Source organism: Spirosoma migulaei (assembly GCF_054776855.1).
This window is the reverse complement of sequence record NZ_BAAHBG010000011.1, coordinates 287,046-304,162: the sequence shown is the minus strand read 5'-3', so window position 1 is coordinate 304,162 and position 17,117 is coordinate 287,046. Positions and strand designations below refer to the sequence as shown.

The 17,117-nt window shown below is 49.2% G+C and carries 11 protein-coding genes; 6 read left to right on the top strand and 5 right to left on the bottom strand.

The genetic code is table 11. The annotated features are described in order from the left end of the window. Window positions 1–128: 128 nt before the first annotated feature. Together ACYVGO_RS14980 and ACYVGO_RS14975 are read left to right on the top strand one after the other, a co-directional pair. On the top strand, window positions 129–1,259 hold the full coding sequence (locus ACYVGO_RS14980) for a sensor protein KdpD (protein WP_460969964.1): 1,131 nt from the start codon (window positions 129–131) through the stop codon (window positions 1,257–1,259). Between the two features lie 2 nt (window positions 1,260–1,261). Continuing rightward, a complete protein-coding gene (locus ACYVGO_RS14975) occupies window positions 1,262–3,043 on the top strand; it encodes a sensor histidine kinase (RefSeq protein WP_460969963.1) in 1,782 nt (593 codons plus the stop codon). Between the two features lie 12 nt (window positions 3,044–3,055). Here the strand turns inward: ACYVGO_RS14975 and ACYVGO_RS14970 are convergent, their stop codons facing one another. The 5 genes from ACYVGO_RS14970 to ACYVGO_RS14950 all read right to left on the bottom strand — a co-directional run bounded on the left by ACYVGO_RS14970 (window position 3,056) and on the right by ACYVGO_RS14950 (window position 12,503). Next, on the bottom strand, window positions 3,056–6,520 hold the full coding sequence (locus tag ACYVGO_RS14970) for a PVC-type heme-binding CxxCH protein (protein ID WP_460969962.1): 3,465 nt from the start codon (window positions 6,518–6,520) through the stop codon (window positions 3,056–3,058). Window position 6,521: 1 nt separating this feature from the next. Beyond that, window positions 6,522–7,769: a GDSL-type esterase/lipase family protein gene (locus ACYVGO_RS14965; protein ID WP_460969961.1), complete on the bottom strand. Its 1,248-nt coding sequence runs from the start codon at window positions 7,767–7,769 to the stop codon at window positions 6,522–6,524. 131 nt (window positions 7,770–7,900) lie between these two features. After that, window positions 7,901–8,842, bottom strand: coding sequence for a DUF4886 domain-containing protein (locus ACYVGO_RS14960; protein WP_460969960.1), 942 nt, complete (start codon window positions 8,840–8,842; stop codon window positions 7,901–7,903). 300 nt (window positions 8,843–9,142) lie between these two features. Then, window positions 9,143–10,798, bottom strand: a complete 1,656-nt coding sequence (locus ACYVGO_RS14955) for an SMP-30/gluconolactonase/LRE family protein (RefSeq protein ID WP_460969959.1) — start codon at window positions 10,796–10,798, stop codon at window positions 9,143–9,145. Window positions 10,799–10,853: 55 nt separating this feature from the next. Further along, window positions 10,854–12,503, bottom strand: a complete 1,650-nt coding sequence (locus tag ACYVGO_RS14950; RefSeq protein WP_460969958.1) for a DUF4980 domain-containing protein — start codon at window positions 12,501–12,503, stop codon at window positions 10,854–10,856. A gap of 598 nt (window positions 12,504–13,101) precedes the next feature. Between ACYVGO_RS14950 and ACYVGO_RS14945 the strand changes: the two genes are divergently transcribed. From ACYVGO_RS14945 to ACYVGO_RS14930, 4 genes are all read left to right on the top strand, one after another. Further along, the gene (locus ACYVGO_RS14945) at window positions 13,102–13,449 is read left to right on the top strand and encodes a hypothetical protein (RefSeq protein WP_460969957.1); all 348 of its coding nucleotides are present in this window, start codon (window positions 13,102–13,104) and stop codon (window positions 13,447–13,449) included. Between the two features lie 75 nt (window positions 13,450–13,524). Next, the gene (locus ACYVGO_RS14940; protein WP_460969956.1) at window positions 13,525–13,764 is read left to right on the top strand and encodes a hypothetical protein; all 240 of its coding nucleotides are present in this window, start codon (window positions 13,525–13,527) and stop codon (window positions 13,762–13,764) included. Between the two features lie 357 nt (window positions 13,765–14,121). Continuing rightward, on the top strand, window positions 14,122–14,424 hold the full coding sequence (locus ACYVGO_RS14935; RefSeq protein ID WP_460969954.1) for a transcriptional repressor: 303 nt from the start codon (window positions 14,122–14,124) through the stop codon (window positions 14,422–14,424). Between the two features lie 265 nt (window positions 14,425–14,689). Continuing rightward, entirely contained in the window at window positions 14,690–16,981 is a 2,292-nt protein-coding gene (locus ACYVGO_RS14930) for a TonB-dependent receptor (protein ID WP_460969953.1), read from the top strand. Window positions 16,982–17,117: the final 136 nt, after the last annotated feature.

The window sequence follows — 17,117 nt, the reverse complement described above, 5'->3', positions numbered from 1 at the left end:
GTAAAGAAAATTCAGCACTTAACGGCCTGCCTTTTAGGGGGTGGGGGGTAGAGCGACTAATTCATTTCGGCGTTTAAATTTTTCAACTTAATAAGCCCTTGGGTACATAAATACGGCCACCTACTACTATGCAACCCGACGACCGCGATCAATCCGCCGACCACTTCCTCCGGCTCATTAAAGAGTCCAGGCGGGGTAAGTTCAAAATTTATATTGGTATGAGTGCGGGCGTCGGCAAGTCCTACCGCATGTTACAGGAAGCCCATGCGCTGTTGAAAAGTGGCATCGATGTAAAGATTGGCTTTATCGAAACCCATAATCGGGCAGAAACACATGCCCTGATTGACGGACTACCCATCATTCCCCGACGAACGTTATTTTACAAGGGTCGCGAGTTAGCCGAGATGGATGTGCAGGCCGTCATTAATATACACCCGGAGCTGGCCATTGTGGATGAGCTGGCGCATACCAACATCCCCGGCTCTAAAAATGAAAAACGCTGGCAGGATGTACTGGAAATTCTGGATGCGGGCATCAACGTCATTTCGGCGGTTAATATTCAGCATATTGAAAGCTTGTACGATGATGTTCACCAGATAACGGGCATCGACGTAACCGAGCGGGTGCCCGACCGGGTGCTGCACCTGGCCGATGAAGTGGTGAATATTGACCTGACTGCCGATGAGTTAATCAACCGGCTTAAAGAAGGAAAAATCTACGATCAGGCGAAGGTGGCCACGGCGCTGACCAATTTTTTTCAGGCCGAGAAAATCCTGCAACTGCGCGAACTGGCCCTGCGGGAAGTAGCCACCGCCGTCGAACGAAAAATTGAAACCTCGCTCCCACCGAACGTACAGACCAAGCCCGAACGGTTCCTGGCCAGCATCAGCTCGAACCCCGACATTGCCCGGCGGGTCATTCGCAAAACAGCGCGGCTGGCGGCTTATTTTAACTCCCGCTGGTATGTGCTGTACGTGCAAACACCCGCCGAATCTCCGGATCGCATTCGGTTGGATGTTCAGCGCCATTTGATCAACAACCTGAAACTGGCAACAGAATTAGGGGCGGAAGTGATTCAGGCCAGGGGCGACAATGTGGTAAACTGCATCATGGAGGAGGTTGAAAAACGGAACGTAACAACGGTCTGCATTGGTAAACCCCATTTCAACCTGATTCAGATTATTCTGCGCACATTTGCTTTCAATCAGCTCCTCAACCGGCTTTCTGAGTCGGATACAGACCTTATTATTCTTTCGTAACAATGACGCTCAGAACCAAAATATCACTCTCACTGGTCTTTCTCTTTAGCATTATTATGATGCTGGGCGGATTAGGAGCGTTTTACCTGAATCAGTTGGCAGAAGACTCCAGGGCAATTTTGAAGGATAATTACATCTCGCTGGAGTTCGTCAGCACTATGCAGAAAGCCTTAACCACGCTCGACGACCCCGATGCGCTGGCTGATTTTGAGTCAAGCTTAAAAAAACAGGAAGCTAATCTCACGGAAGTAGGCGAATCTCAGGCCACCAGAGCTGTACGTCGGGAGTTCACTCGGCTACGGGCGGGCGCTACCGATCTAGCCACCATCAACCGTATCCGAATGCATCTGTTTGCCATCGATGATGTAAACCGACAGGCCATTGTCCGAAAAAGTAAAACAGCCGAACAAACGGCAAAGGATGCGTTGCTCTGGCTGGGCAGTATCGGTACGTTCTGTTTTTTGATTGTTTTCTCTTTCGTCATTAACATTCCCAGTTACATTGCGGGTCCGCTTCGAGAGTTAACGCGCGGTATCAAACAGATTGCCAGCCGCAATTTTGAGGAGCGATTGCATTTTAGCTCCAGTGACGAATTTGGCGAACTGGCCCGCTCTTTTAATTCCATGGCGCAGAAGCTGGATGAATACGAACACTCCAATCTGGCCAGGGTGCTGTTTGAGAAGAAACGGATCGATACGCTGGTGGAGATCATGAGTGAAGGCATCATCGGTCTGGATGAGAAACGTCGGATTCTGTTTATCAATCCGGTAGCCGAGCGCTTGCTGGGTGTAGAACGAAATCGGCTCATCGGCCAATACGCCCCCGATGTAGCCACCTCCAACGATTTGTTACGGGCGCTTATTCAGGACATTATGCCCGACTCGGCTGCACTTCACGCCCAGCCTGCACCCGACCTGCTACGGTCTGAAACAGGGGGCGATCTGTTGAAAATCTATGATCCCGGCCTGAATGGAAAAGGGAAGGAAAGTTATTTTACCAAGGAGATTCACGCAGTAGAGGTAACCCCCACCGGCGAAACCCAGACGGTGCAGGCGGGTTACGTAATTATGCTGCTCAACATTACCTCCTACAAAGAACTGGATCTGGCCAAAACGAATTTTATCGCCACAGTTTCCCATGAATTAAAAACGCCTATTTCGGCCATCAAAATGAGCCTGAAACTCCTGGCCGACAAACGATTAGGCACCCTGAATAGCGAGCAACAGGAAATGGTGAACCATGTAGAGGAAAACGCCGACCGGCTATTACGATTAACCGGCGAGTTGCTGAATATGGCCCAGGTGGAATCAGGACAAATTCAGCTCCAGATTCAGGCTACCAACCCGGCCGAACTGGTCCGGGTAGCCACCAGCGCACTCCGAACGCAGGCCGAGCAGAAACAGATCAGGTTTGCCCTGAACCTGCCCACCGATTTACCCGCCGTGAAAGCCGACTCCGACAAAGCTTCCTGGGTCCTGATCAATTTCCTGTCGAATGCAATACGGCATAGCCCGGAACAGGCATCTATCGATATTACAGCTCAACAACTGAACGATCAGGTTGAATTTACCGTACGCGATTACGGCCCCGGCCTTCGGGAAGAACACCGCGACCGCGTTTTTGAGCGCTATTTTAAAGCGCCAGGGCTGAATGGCCCCTTTAGTGGAACGGGCTTAGGACTAGCCATTTCCAAAGAGTTTATTCAGTCGATGGGTGGCCAGATCGGGTTGCACGCGGAGGTAACTCCAGGGGCCGCATTCTATTTCCGGCTGGCCATTGCCTGATGGCCCAGACAATTACCGTCCCATAACCAGCCTTGTTTGCGCAGGAGAGCTCTCCGCATCCTGTAACTGAATACTCAGTGGATCGTCTTTATGCACCGATCTGTCAATAGCCACCGTGAAGGTGTGAATCCCTTGTGCCAGATCGGCCAGCAGGCCATTGTTCGTTAGTTTGACTGGCTTTTGATCCACCCAGACGGTTAGCCCTGCCGTTGCGTTCAGCGCCAGACTTACATTTCCCTTGCTAACTACTTCAATGTCAAACCGAACAATGCTGTACGGTTTGTTCGCGTTTGTAACGATTACGGGCAGTTCATCAATGGGCAAATCACCCGAAACTTTACTGTAGGCGGGTTGTAGTGCTAGTTTGGTCGACTCCTTCACAACAGTGCCCACGCCTTCCTCTTTGAGCTTCCGGGCCAGTTCTTTTGTGCCCGAAACGGTGTTCCAGCGACGAATAAAACGGGCGGTGGGTACCCGAAACTTGCCCGATTCGCCCATTTTGGAGAGGAAGCCTAACAGGTTGATAAACTCTTCTTTATCCAAACTGGCCGTTAATCCAGCAGGCATCAGTGAACCTGGTACTTTTTCAATGCTGTTGACCTGACTTTTAGGGATGGAAACCTCTAAACCTGATACGTCACGTATCACCAGTTCAGACGTGCCGTTGCTAACCAGATAGCCCAGTTGTTCGCTTCCATCTTTTTTCACCAGCCGTTGTAGCTCGTAGCCTTCTTTGATGGACAGGTTTGGGTAAAGAATGGACCGGGTGATGGTTTCGATGGGTGAGCTTGTACCAAGACTGCTTAGATCGGGTCCAATGCGCCCCCCGGCTCCACCAATGGCGTGGCAGGTCAGACAGGTCAGGTTGCTCTTTCGGAATACCAGTTCACCTTTCACCGGATCGGCGGTCTCTTTTACCGTTTTAGCCAGGCTGGTTATCTCCTGGGCCGTAAGTTCCTGCGGCATTTTTTCAATGGGCAAAACCCCACCAGAGGCTTCCAACGCCTTTGCCAATAGCTTAACATCGTCGCTGTTCCGTCGATTAAAGGGCACACTGCGCTGCATAATCTGCCGACTGGCGATGGCCATTTTTTCGGGTATTTTTCGGGCCGTCAGTTCGTCGGCAAGCGCCTGTACCCCTTGTTTGCTGGTTAAAAAGGCTTTGAGCAAATCAGTTACATCGGTTTGTTCCAGTACGGTTCGTAACAGGTCAGCACTGATCCGGGCGGCCTCCGTGGCATTTACCGAAACAAGTTGCGAGGCAGCCGCCAGTCGTAATTCGACTGGATTTTTAGCTGTTGTCAGGCTAATCAGCGAGGCTTTGGCTTTATCGGTCTTTAACGTTGCCAATGCGCCCAGCGCGGCTTTCTGAACGCTTTTATCACTCTTTTGGGCCAATCCTACCAGCGTTCCGGTCAACTCGTCCAGATGCCATAAGCCGATCAATCGAATGGCGCTTGTTGCTACGGCTTCGTCGTCGCTGTCGATAAAGTCCGTAATTCGGTCCAGTTGTCCGGCTGGTTTGACACCCCGACGGGCGGCTTCTTCCAGCGTACTGAGTACCATAGCAAGCTCGTTAGCCGTACTGCTTTTAACCTGTATCTCTTTTCCAAACAGACCGCCCATGTCAGCCGCACTGCCGAACTTCGCTATTGACCCGAGCACGTCCTTCCTGTAGTCTTCCGGCACTTTACCCTGCTGATACAGTTGCCTCAACTGCGTCACCGCTTCCGGGCTGCTCACCGATTTCAGTGCGAAAACGGTTTTGCGGGCATCGCCAAAGAAGTTGGGATCGGTTTTCAGGCGGCTTGCCCATAGGGGTTCTCCTTCGCGAACGGTTTGCCAGAGCGCATAATCCAGGAACTCGTCCATTGGATTGTCCAACACCGATAAAGCCGTCCGGACAGCATCGGGCGTTTTTACGTTTCGTAGCGCAATAACGGCCTCCATCCGTACCTGTGGATGTTTATCTGCTACCGCCTTGGTAAGCAGTGCCGGTACGTTGGATAGCTTAGGATACCATAACTCCAGGGCACGTAAGGCCGCAGCCCGTGCTTTATGGTTTTCGGCATTCAGCAACCGTAGCAAAAGCGGTTCGTTCACCACCTCAAGCGTTTGATAGAGCCAAAGAGCTTCCAGCAGATTATGTTCGTAGTCGGGGTTCGTTTTGTCCAGTTCCTGAACCCATTTCTGAAGTGCTGGAATTACGTCGGTAGCACCACGCGCTTTCAAGACCTGTTTCGCCTGCCCACGGGTCCAGTCTTCGGGTAGCTTTAGGGCGTCTAACAGATCGGGAACACTGGCTTTCGTTAACGCGGGCTTTTTGACCAACGGGCGATTTTTAGCAACAATTCGCCAGATACGACCGTGCTGCTGATCCCGGCGCGGGTCGTGAAAATCTACTTCGCCGTGCTGAATGATTGGGTTATACCAGTCGGCTACGTAAATGGCTCCATCCGGCCCAACGGATATATCGACGGGACGAAATGCGACATTATCCGTCCACATCAGATCCTCCATCTGCTTGGACGCGTACCCACTCCCCTGCTCTTCCAGCTTAAATCGGTTAATCCGATTGGCCCGGAAGTCGTTGGTAATGACGCTCCCCTGCCAGGATTCCGGCAAATGCCGACCCGAAATCATTTCCAGTCCGCTGTGTTTGGGCTGTCCCGGATTTAAGCCCCTGAGAATGCGGGCGGCACCCGGCGAGGTGAGAAACGTAGCCCCCGGAAACGCATAATTGATCCCTTCGAAACCGGCTCCATCGGTCAGGAAGGTTTGCCCCCAACGGTCAAACTGCAATCCCCACGGATTGACCAGACCTTTAGCGTAGATATCCAATTCGAGGTGTTTGGGATTCAATTGCCAAACGCCACCCCCTTCCAGTCGTTTAATCCCCGACGGGGTTTCCACGTGGCTATAGATATAAATAGACTGGTTGAAATACAGCAGCCCTTCGGGTCCCCAACGGAAGGTGTGAATCAGGTGGTGGGTATCCGCAGTACCGAATCCGTTTAAAATCCGGCACTTTTTGTCGGCTTTCCCATCGCCATCCGTATCCATAAAATGCAGGATTTCGGTTGAGTTAGCTACATACACACCGCCATCGCCCGGCAGGATTCCCGTGGGCGTTAACAAGCCTTCGGCAAAAATGGTCGATTTGTCGGCCTTGCCATCGCCATCGGTATCTTCCAGAACAAAGATTTTGTCGTTCGCCGTTTCGCCCGTTTTCAGGTGCGGGTACGCGGTGCTACTTACTACCCACAAGCGGCCGTCGGCATCCCAGTTCATTTGAATGGGCTTGGCAACCAGCGGTTCAGCGGCAAACAGGGTCACTTCAAACCCATCAGCAATCTTGAATGACTCCAGTTCACGCTTCGGGTCGGGGTCGGGATTGTCTTTTCGATTATCCTGGTTGATGGCCGAGGCACTCAGCAGAACGACAGAAAACAGGATAAGTCTACTTATTACGTTCATACTACTTCAAAAAGGAAAGTTGATACACGCTGGATTTGGGCTTGCGGGCTACGGCAATCTGTCCTTCCAGCCACTTAATGAGAATACTTTGTTCTTCGAGGCCTTTCACATGACGGCCCTGCTCATAGGAGCGAAATCCAAGAATATAGGTCGTGTTTAGTGGGCGATACTGGAAGAAAAACAGCTCATTCTTTTTCAGGATCATCTGCCGGAGTTCACGCACCTGTTCAAAATTACTGCCCTGCCGGATCGCAACGCCTTCCTCCCATTGTTTCGCCGAAGCGGTTACTAGTTCCTCGTTATCGGCGGTGAGCGTATAGAACCCCTTTTTCAAGCCCGTTAGTTTAAGCAGCTGTGCCTGATCGGGTAGCCCTTTTGCGTCTGCTGGCGTTGGGAGCGGAAGGTAGCGTTCGTCGATGGTGAAGCGCAGGTTTTCGTTCGTATTGCCAGCGCCCAGCAGCTTAGCCGGTCCCGAAGTCTCCGCGGCCTGTTTTGAGGTGCTGATCGAGATGGGAGCCGTTCGGGGTCCTAGTCCCAGGCTTCGTTCCAGAATCATGGCCAACTGATAGTAGCCGGTTTCGTTCAGGTGAATACCGTTATCGGTCAGTGGCGTTTGTTTACTGATCTCCTGAATCGGCTTAAACATGTCGATATAGCGTTTACCACGCGCAGAAGCCATTTTTGCAATAGCCGATGCATAGACTTCCAGCATGGCATTGCGCTTCGTCAGGCTCTGGACGGAATCAGCGGCCAGGATTGGAATGGGTGACAACAGAATTGCTTGGGCACCTAGCTGATCAATTTTGTCGAGCAGCTTGCCTAAGCCTTCGGTAAAACTGGGCAGACCAGCCTCTCCATCCTGCGCTTCAATACCGCCATACGCCACAAAAACCAGCGTTGGCTGCGCTTTGGTAATGTGTTCCATCAGCAAGTCATAGCCCGTAGGTGGGTTAGTAATCGTGCTGCGGGCTATACCATATACGTTGTCGCCAGTCCAGCCAAGATTTCGGTAGGTAACGTCCCGATCGGGCCAACGGGTGGTGAGGGCTAATTCCAGATAACCGTATTGAAAATCATTTTCGAAGAGTGAGTTTCCCAGGAACACCACTCGATCGCCATTTTTAAGCTCAAACGGGGCATTTGTCGATTCAGTACCAACTTGTGGTTTATTCTGAGCAATGGCCAATCCGAAGGGGAGGAAAAGGAACACCAATAAACTATACCCAAGCGTGGCCTTAATCTTTCTCATACTTTTTTAGTCAACGTCAAGAGGGTTTCGATTTGGTTGGCGGTGTCAGATACACCATACGCCATATCTATTTTCACTCCGAACTATACCTTTCGGATGTGCTCTATAAAGAAGAGAATACGGGTACGGTCTTACTCTTTCTTTTTCTCCTTTTTAACGGTTGCCCAGGCTGTTTTCCGTAACTGTTTAGCAAAAGCCGGATCAACCCCTTCGGGACTAAATGTCAGTTTAACTGGTGATTCGTTATACAGAAACCCATACCATACCAAAGCCCCTAAGTAGCAACCCGCGTCGTTCGCATGGTGCGAATCAAAGGCCAGTTTCCCGTTATCCCAGCGATACCCCATATGCAGGGAATGCGTTTGGTCTGGCAGGTTTGGCGCTTGAAGCTGACGGAAATCAACGGTATTATCCGCCTGGTACGCCCATTTCTTCTTCGCATTCATCTGATAAAAAGCATCGCCATTGGGAATGACCGGAATCCCCAGCTCGTTCGCAATCGTGTGATAGGCCGCTCTTGATTTCTCCCACATTTCCTGTGCACTCTTTGCCGAATCTCCTTTCGAAATTTGACTAAAATCCTTTGAATCGGCCCGGTACGCCCAGGTCTGATGAAAGACTACGTTAGCCCGAGGCTGTAGTTTTTTCACGTACTCATACAACTTACGAGCGTAGGGTCGATACGTTTCCACATCGCCGGAAAGGATGGAAGCCTGCTGAATGGTAACCACATCCCAGACGCCGTCTGACAAGAGCATCTTCAACGATTTTCCGCCATAGGGTTTCCCCTCGGGGTCATCGGGATTCCGTTCTGCTGCTTCGGCATGGTTCCAGTGCCGCTGTAGGGAGCTACCACCAATTTCGGCACGCCCAATCACCAGGTCATGGCCACCCTCTTTGCTTAGTTGCGGCAGGTATTTCGTTGCGTTTTGCGAAAAACTATTACCAATCAGAAATAAGCGCAATGGCTGTTTCCCACCGTTGGTAACGGACTGCGAGAAGGCAGTTCCGACAATAAAGAACAGTATAATAAGGAGTCCTGCCTTTTGTCTGGTATGTCTGAGATCAATCATTTTTGTTATGGAGAAAAGTAGTCTGGACGTCCACGTCCGGGCTAATAAATCAGTATTTGTTCTACCCGGACGTGGACGTCCAGACTACTTCCGTTCTCCGTTCTCGCTTGGCTTTGCCGAGTGAGAATTATATTTTCAACGGCCTCTGGCCGGTGAATTGCGACAGAAACGGGCCAGAGGCCCTTAAACCAATACCCCTCACTCGGCGCAAAGCCAAGCGAGAACGGGAGTATTTGTTCTACCCGGACGTGGACGTCCAGGCTACTCCCGTTCCAACAGAATCCAAACCTGCTTAAATACTTATAACCTTGGCGCAGTAGGTTTATTGGGTGCTTCCCAGGCATTGGCGCCTTTGACATGTAGTTTACGTTTGTACACCTTATCACCGCAAGTTGCGTAGAGTATATCGAAATTCGATCCGCCAAAGCAGATGTTGGATACGTTTCTGTTGGGAATAGGCAGGATGGCATTGACCCGACCTGCCTGATCGCATACCTGAATCCCCAATCGCGAGGCAACGTATAACCGCCCGTCGCGGTCCGTTTTAAGGCCATTTGCCCCTGCATCATCGGCGGTATCTGGTGCGTGAAGCCAGTAATATTTCTGCTTATTAGCCAGCGTGCCATCCGGCTTGATTGAAAAACTATAGACCCAATGCGAGCGATTGTCGGCCACATATAACAGCGTTTGATCGGGTGAAAGCGTCACGCCCGTGGCCGACATAAGACCCGTATCGACCTTGCTCTTTTTGCCATTGGGTTGAATCAGCCACACGCTACTCGGCTCGTTGGCATGCTGAGCCGGGCTGGTGAGGTACCCGTTTCCATTGCTGGCTACAACACTGAAATTCCCCTTGAGTCCGTTGGCGACCGAGCTAGTTTTACCATCATCCCGGCTTAGTTTATCATCCAGGCCTACCTTCCATAGTTTTCCATCCGACCCATCCGAAAAAAATACCTCGCCTTTGGCGTTGGCACTAAGTCCTTCGGCGCGTCGATAACCTTCGCCAACCAGTTGCCAGCCTGCATTGGGCAGTAAAATATCCGTAAGCATCTGATTTTTAGAAGTCCCTGTTTTTACAGGCTCGGGCCACCCTTTCCACAGATAACGCATGGCATCGGGAAAAATAGCCGTTCCATGTTTGCCATTGTGAGCCCCTTCTCCCCAGACGTGCTGTACCTCATAGCCCGAAAATATGAGCGCGCGTTCCATCGTCTGGTTCGCCATCCACCAGTCGCCAGCGTAGATATTGAGGTCGTTAGTACCATCTTGTAGAAAAATACGGAGTGGTTTAGGCTCCGTTTTACGGACCAATGTATGTTCCTGATCGGCCCCGCGTAACCCAACGTATGTACCAATCGTACTGAATACCCGACTAAAGGCGTCCGGGCGTTCCCAGGCCGCGGTGAATGCACAAACCGCCCCGCTGCTTGATCCGCCAATGGCGCGATCGTTACCATTTTTAGATAGGCGTATCGCTCGTCCGTCAGTCGTTTTTCTGGTTTCTACGTCGGGCAAAAGTTCGTCCAGCAGGAAACGGGCATAATTATCGCCCAATCCATCATATTCAAAACTACGATTGAACCGATCGAGCGCAGCGTCTGGATTAGCTGCTTTAACCCGCCCATGCATAACGAATACGCCAATGGTAACGGGCATTTCTTTTTTATGAATCAAATTATCAAAAACGGCCGGGGCCTGCCACTGAATACCGTCCTGATTTATATAAACGCAGGCGGGCTGAGAGGGCTTGTATTGGGCAGGTACATACACCCAGTACTCACGCCAGGTACCCGGAAAGATTGTAGAGGTTTCAAACGTAAATTTGAGTACTTCGCCTTTGGGAACACCCTCCTGAGGCTGGGCATCGGGATGAACCGGATACGATTCGGTTGGTTGGCCCCAAAGCAATAATGGGGTAAAGACCAAAAGGCAAAGCAGAGAAAGCGCTTTCATGTACGTAACGTTTAGGCTTATAAGATAAATTCTATGGTTTCTTCTGAAGCACCTTCTACTTCCAGATCGACTTGACCTTATACAGCGTAAAGTCCTTAACATCAATTCGATTCCCCCAAAACAATAGACCTTCTTTATTGCCTGAGACAGGCTTTCTTTCCATCGAATACGAGTAAGCCCCACCATCAATGAAGACTTCTATGGAGGTTCGGTCCACATAAATATCGGCCATAAGCTCCATACTGCTCATGTTTTCCGGCGAATAGAAGACCTTATTTATCAAGTTGGCATTCAGATCGTAGTCGAGTATTCGCTGGCCGAAAAGAGACAAGCCCGCACTGGTTGCATGCGACAGTTTAACGGTTGTTTTTATCCTGAACTGGTCGAGCTGATTAAACGATTTCAATTTCTGATTGGCATCATCGGCGCTCAGAGACGCCCCGTGCAGAATTGGTTCAACGAGTTGTTCCGTTTCCTTGACCGGTACGCTACTCAATCGCAGGCCATTTTTGGTTGTATGAAGCCTGAGTTCAGTGGGTAGAAGCATCATGTGGTTAAAGGGCATTCCGGGCTGCGGAACCCGGCCCCAGCCAATCTGAATGCGTCGGGGATCACGTTCGGGCATATTGGCAAAAGTTTGTGCCGCATAGATGGTGCCGGTTGTATAGTAGTGTTTTCCCGATTCGGGTGTGAAGGTTTTCCCATCGAATGAGCCGATCATATACGTAGTTGATGCCCCATACATAACCCATTTCGTCTTACTTTTATCGCCATCTATGGGTAATTCGAATAAATCAGGGCATTCCCAAAAACCCGTCACATGGCTCGCATACGTCCATTCCTTCAGGTTTTTTGAGGTATAAATCGAATGCCCGTCCCGTTCGTTCAGAACCATTACCCAATGCTTGCCTGGCTTATACCAAAACACCCGTGGATCACGAGTATCCTTGCTGTTCCATTTCGCTTTCGAATCAATCAGCGGGTTGCGGTCATATTTTGTCCAGGTACGGCCTTTATCCAAACTATACGCCATGCACTGAACTTGTTTTTCCGGATTATCAACGGTAAAAAAGGCAATCATGGCGGGTATGCTCCCTTTGTTAAATCCAGCGGTATTGTCGTAGTCGATTACGGTTGAGCCCGAAAACATGGTTCCCATACTATCGGGCGACAGAGCAGTTGGCAGTTCCTCCCAATGGATCATATCCTTGCTTACTGCATGCCCCCAGGACATGTTTTCCCATTCCCGTTCGTAGGGGTTATGCTGATAAAAAAGATGGTACTCCCCTTCATAGAAAATCAGTCCATTCGGGTCGTTGATCCAGCCCCGGCGGGTTGAGAAGTGGTATTGCGGACGGTTCGTTTCGGTATACAGCGAATCCTGACCCGCAATTTTATCGTCCTGATAAATTTTACTCAATCCGTCTAACTTGCCATCGTAATTAATGGTGATGGTTTTCCCCTGAAGAGCAGCCATATCGCAAAACACCCAATAGTCGGGCTTATCGGCCGCCAGGCGTATCTTAAACGAGCGCTCCTGTTTGTTATTGATCAGGAACTGCATCGTTCCCCTAGTTTGAGTTTGGGAGACCGGCAGATTGAGGTATCGTTTCGTGATTGTTAGGGAAAGCGGTTGTGCCAGAAGTGAACGACTGCCGGATACAATCAATACGGCTAGAACTATACGGGTAAAAGCTAATTTCATCTGATCAGGGTAATTATAAGCTTGAAGCAGCTACTAAGTCAGTTATACTTTTTGAGGTGTAGATCGTCCTTAAGGAATGGAAGTTAGTTGCCGACTGGGAAGACCCTTTGTCGCCCATGTTATCTGCTAGCACACCTCATTACTCTATAAAAGTTGACATGGTTCATAAGCTTTTCCAGCTTTGCGTAACCCCATTAAATTATTTAGATTTTTTCTAAATAAATAAGGCAATTATTTGGAATGAATATAAACAAGAATTACGTTTGTAAGGAATTAAGCGGGTGTGATTTATTTTCTGCCCAGCTTGATCGAATAACCGTAGTCCACTGGAATCCACATCAACCACGTATTCAGTTTTTAATGCCTTCGACCAACCTCAGATTTAGCTTTTTGCTTGTGAGCTATCTGGCTTAAAGCAATTACTGAGGGATGCTAGTGTAATTGTACCCTAGCAGGAAGTCCTGAAAAAACTCGGAACTAAATACGTTTCAGTTCTTCAATAAAACTCGATTGAGTACCTCAAGCCCTAAGCGTGGCGGCTGCTGTTTCGGATTAACGCTCACATCAGTCGCCCGCTCAGGCACAAAACCTGGTAATCATGAATAACTGGATGAAATGCCCTTTACAACTGGCCAAAACACAGCATGGGGAGGTTGTACTCCACAACGATGCCGAATTTCAGTATGCTTTCCGCTTTGGCTCTATACACCGGCTACTCACCGCTGAACAGTTTCACCTTCTTTATCATTCTGCATTGAGCATTGACCTTATTCCTGTTTCAATGCCACCCAACCAACCGGATAGCAGAATGGTATCACCCACTACAGCCATGTTTACACTGTTTGGCCCATTGACCCATGTTGAACTTTTAGAGTTAAAAACCCTGCTAGGCCAAGCAACTTTGTTGATCACAAGCTTAGCGAGAGCTTACGAATCCATTAACTAACAATTGGATAAAACAGGACAGCTATGTGAACTGGATCGGCTCCTGAAGTTACTGTTTCTTCTAAACTAACCCAGTATGAACCAACGAAAAGAACCTCTCTTTCAAAGTTGTTACGGGCAGGCTACAGTTTGTCGTCGTAGTGGTGGATTCTGGCTTGATTTCGGTGAAACCCAGATTTGGCTTTGTCACGAGCGCTTACGGCAATTAGCCCGCAAGGTAAATCACCTGGTGAACGTTTCGGAACGGCCACACGGCCAGGCATTTTCCCAGCAACTATTGTTGTGTCTACCTGGCTCGTCTACCTGGCTCGTATGACACTGTGTCGGTTTTCTCTTTTGACGAATTGCTGGATTTGCAGGCTTTAGTCAATGGCTCACTAGCGATGGTAGATCTGTACGATTTCCTGCACGTTAATCAACTTCATATTGCCAGTTGATGTGCGTGCAGGAGTCTGGCTCGGGTAACTATCCGCACCAGCCAGAGTAGCCTGTATCGGCAAGTACAAATACCTATACGTATATAGCTATACGGTAGCAAAAGAACACTCAGCGTATAAACCTGAAAATAGTATCGCTATTGACTAAATCTGCGGAGAATACTGCTACCGATGTGCTTCTATTGATAGATACCAATTGATCTGTAACCGCATCTCTACCTATACACGTAACGAGTATGAACTATCAGACTGGATTGGCTAATGAGATAGCCATTGATCCGCAGGAATGGAGAGAACGGTTAACGAGTTATTATCGTGAAACAGGCACCAGATCGTCCGCAAAGCAGATATCGGTAGCCATGGCTCTTGGCGAACAAATGGCCTATACAGATGCAGATACCTTATGGTTGTTTATGCGTAGACAAAAAATTCAGATTAGTAGGGCAACTGTTTATAAAACCCTAACGTGGCTGGTTGGGGCTGGTTTTGTTCATAAAAAGGGGAATGGCCATCGAACCGCCCTGTATTTGATTCACTAAATACAGGCCAGATTTTTAGCGACAGAACAAATTATTCAGAAAAATTCTAAATAAGGCTTGTTTACAAGCGCGACATTACTACATTTGTGGACTATTTTTATTCTGTCTAAATAAAAATCACTCTATTATTGGTGCTTGCCTTTTGCCAAACAGGTGCCAATTCTGAATGCTACGCTGTTTGCCAAAGCACTGATATTCAGCAAAAAGATGTTTGCATTCGATACCAGTAAGCCGATTGACTCCCCGCTATTTTGACATAATTACTATGAAAAAGAAGTATACCCGTCACCTATATACAGCATGTCTCCTGGCCCTGCTCATGCATACAACCCGACTCTGGGCGCAACAAACCGTTGGCAGCGTAGAGGGTACAATTTTGCTAGCCGATGGTACACCGGGGGCATTTGCTACCGTACAACTTAAGGGTATCAAAAAAGCCAAAATGGCTAATGGAAATGGTCAATTCACCCTAACTGGTCTGCCGGTCGGCAAACATGAATTGCTACTATCTATGGTTGGTTATGAGACTGTTAATCAGATCATTCAGGTTGAAAACAACAGGCCGGCCAACGTGACTATCCGCCTGAAAGCTGCCAGTAACGCACTCGATGAAGTGGTCGTAACTGGGCAATATGAGCCGCAGTCAATAAAAAAATCGGTGTATCAGGTACGGGTGATCAGTAGCGAACGCATCCGTTTACGGGGCGCTCTGAACGTAATGGGCGTATTGAATAATGAGTTAGGATTTCGGTTCTCCAATGACCTTACGCTGGGCACAACGGATGTACAGTTGATGGGTATGGCCGGGCGTAGCGTAAAAATCCTGCTGGACGGGTTGCCGATGGTTGACCGGGGCGATACGCGGGAAAGCATCAACCAGATCGATATCAACAGCATCGAACGGATTGAGATTGTCGAAGGGCCCATGTCGGTTTCGTATGGCTCAGATGCACTGGCTGGGGTTATCAACATTATCACCAAAAAACCCGGTGCCGAACGGCTGGGAATCACGGCCAGAATTCAGGAAGAAACGGCAGGCTCAGACTATAATTTATTGACCAGGCAAGGTGTTCATCTGCAACATGTAGGTGCCTCTTGGCAAAAGAACGGCTGGAATGTATCGGCTGGCGTGACCAATAATACCTTTGGTGGCTGGCAGGGCCTGTCAGAAGGACGCGTAAATGACTGGCTACCCAAAGATCAATTATTTGGGCATGGTAAATTCGGTTACCGGTCAGCAAGGGCTAATGTGTACTATCGGCTGGATGCCCTGAACGAAAATCTGCTCAGTCAGGGAGCTGAAAATATCAATACAAATCAGGCGCGTGACCAGAAATACATCACCAATCGCTATGTGCATCAGCTTCAGGGCGACTGGAAAGTAAATGACCGATTCCAGCTTACCGGGCAGGCTTCTTACACAGATTACCAGCGCCGGACACAAACCACGATTCTGGATGTAAGCACGGGCTTACGCACCCTATCGCTCGGAACGGGCGAACAGGATGTATCGAAATTTACGAGTCAGACATACCGGGCCACTACTCAATACACGGCATCATCGGTATTTTCCCTGCAATCTGGCATCGACATTAATTTGGATGGAGCGTCTGGTGCCCGGATTTCAGGCTCACCTACCATTAACGACTATGCGCTTTTTGTTTCGTCAACTATCAGCCCTACCGCCCGTATTAGTATTCGTCCGGGTTTGCGTTTCATCAGGAACTCGGTTTACGATGCGCCACCGGTCATTCCGTCCCTTAACGCCAAATTTGCCCTGAGTAACAAGCTCGATTTTCGGGTAGCCTATGCTCGTGGCTTTCGTTCCCCTGCCCTGCGCGAATTGTATTTCAACTTTTTCGATGCCAGCCATTCGATTCGCGGGAATCCGGATCTGAGAGCCGAGACCTCCAACAGTTTTAATGGATCGCTGGCGCTGCAAACCAGCTCGAAAGTCAAATCGACACTCGGCTTTTTCTACAACGACTTCAATAACCTGATCAGCTACGGGGTCGATCCAACGAACCCGAGTATCTCGATGACCATCAACATCGACAAATTCAAAACGACGGGTGCCACCCTGGAGAACGTCTTTACCTGGAAAGATCTGCAAGCTACCGTGGGGTTCTCCTACATCGGTCGTTACAATAGCCTGCTGTCCGACACCACGGCTTATGGCTCGTTACCCACGTTTATCTGGTCGCCGGAGGTCAATACGAACCTGACGTACAACCTGAAAAAGATCGGTACGAAACTGAGCGTTTTCTACAAATACACCGGCAAACGGCCCAGCTACACCGCTACGGTAACCGCCGACAATCAGGTATCGGCCACGTTAACGGAGATCGCGGCTTTCCATTGGGCTGATGCTACGCTCACGAAAACGCTCAATAAATTCCTGACCCTCAACGCGGGTGTTAAAAACCTGCTCAACATTACCCGCCTGGCCAATACCTCAACCGATACAGGCAGTGCGCACAGTACGGCTGGGCCCGTACCCTACAGTTATGGGCGTTCTTATTTCCTTGGGCTCAGCTTTCAATGGTATAAAAACTAGATAATGAATAATGAATAATGAATAATGAATAATGAATAATGAATAATGAATAATGAATAATGAATAATGAATAATGAATAATGAATAATGAATAATGAATAATGAATAATGAATAATGAATAATTACAAAACACTG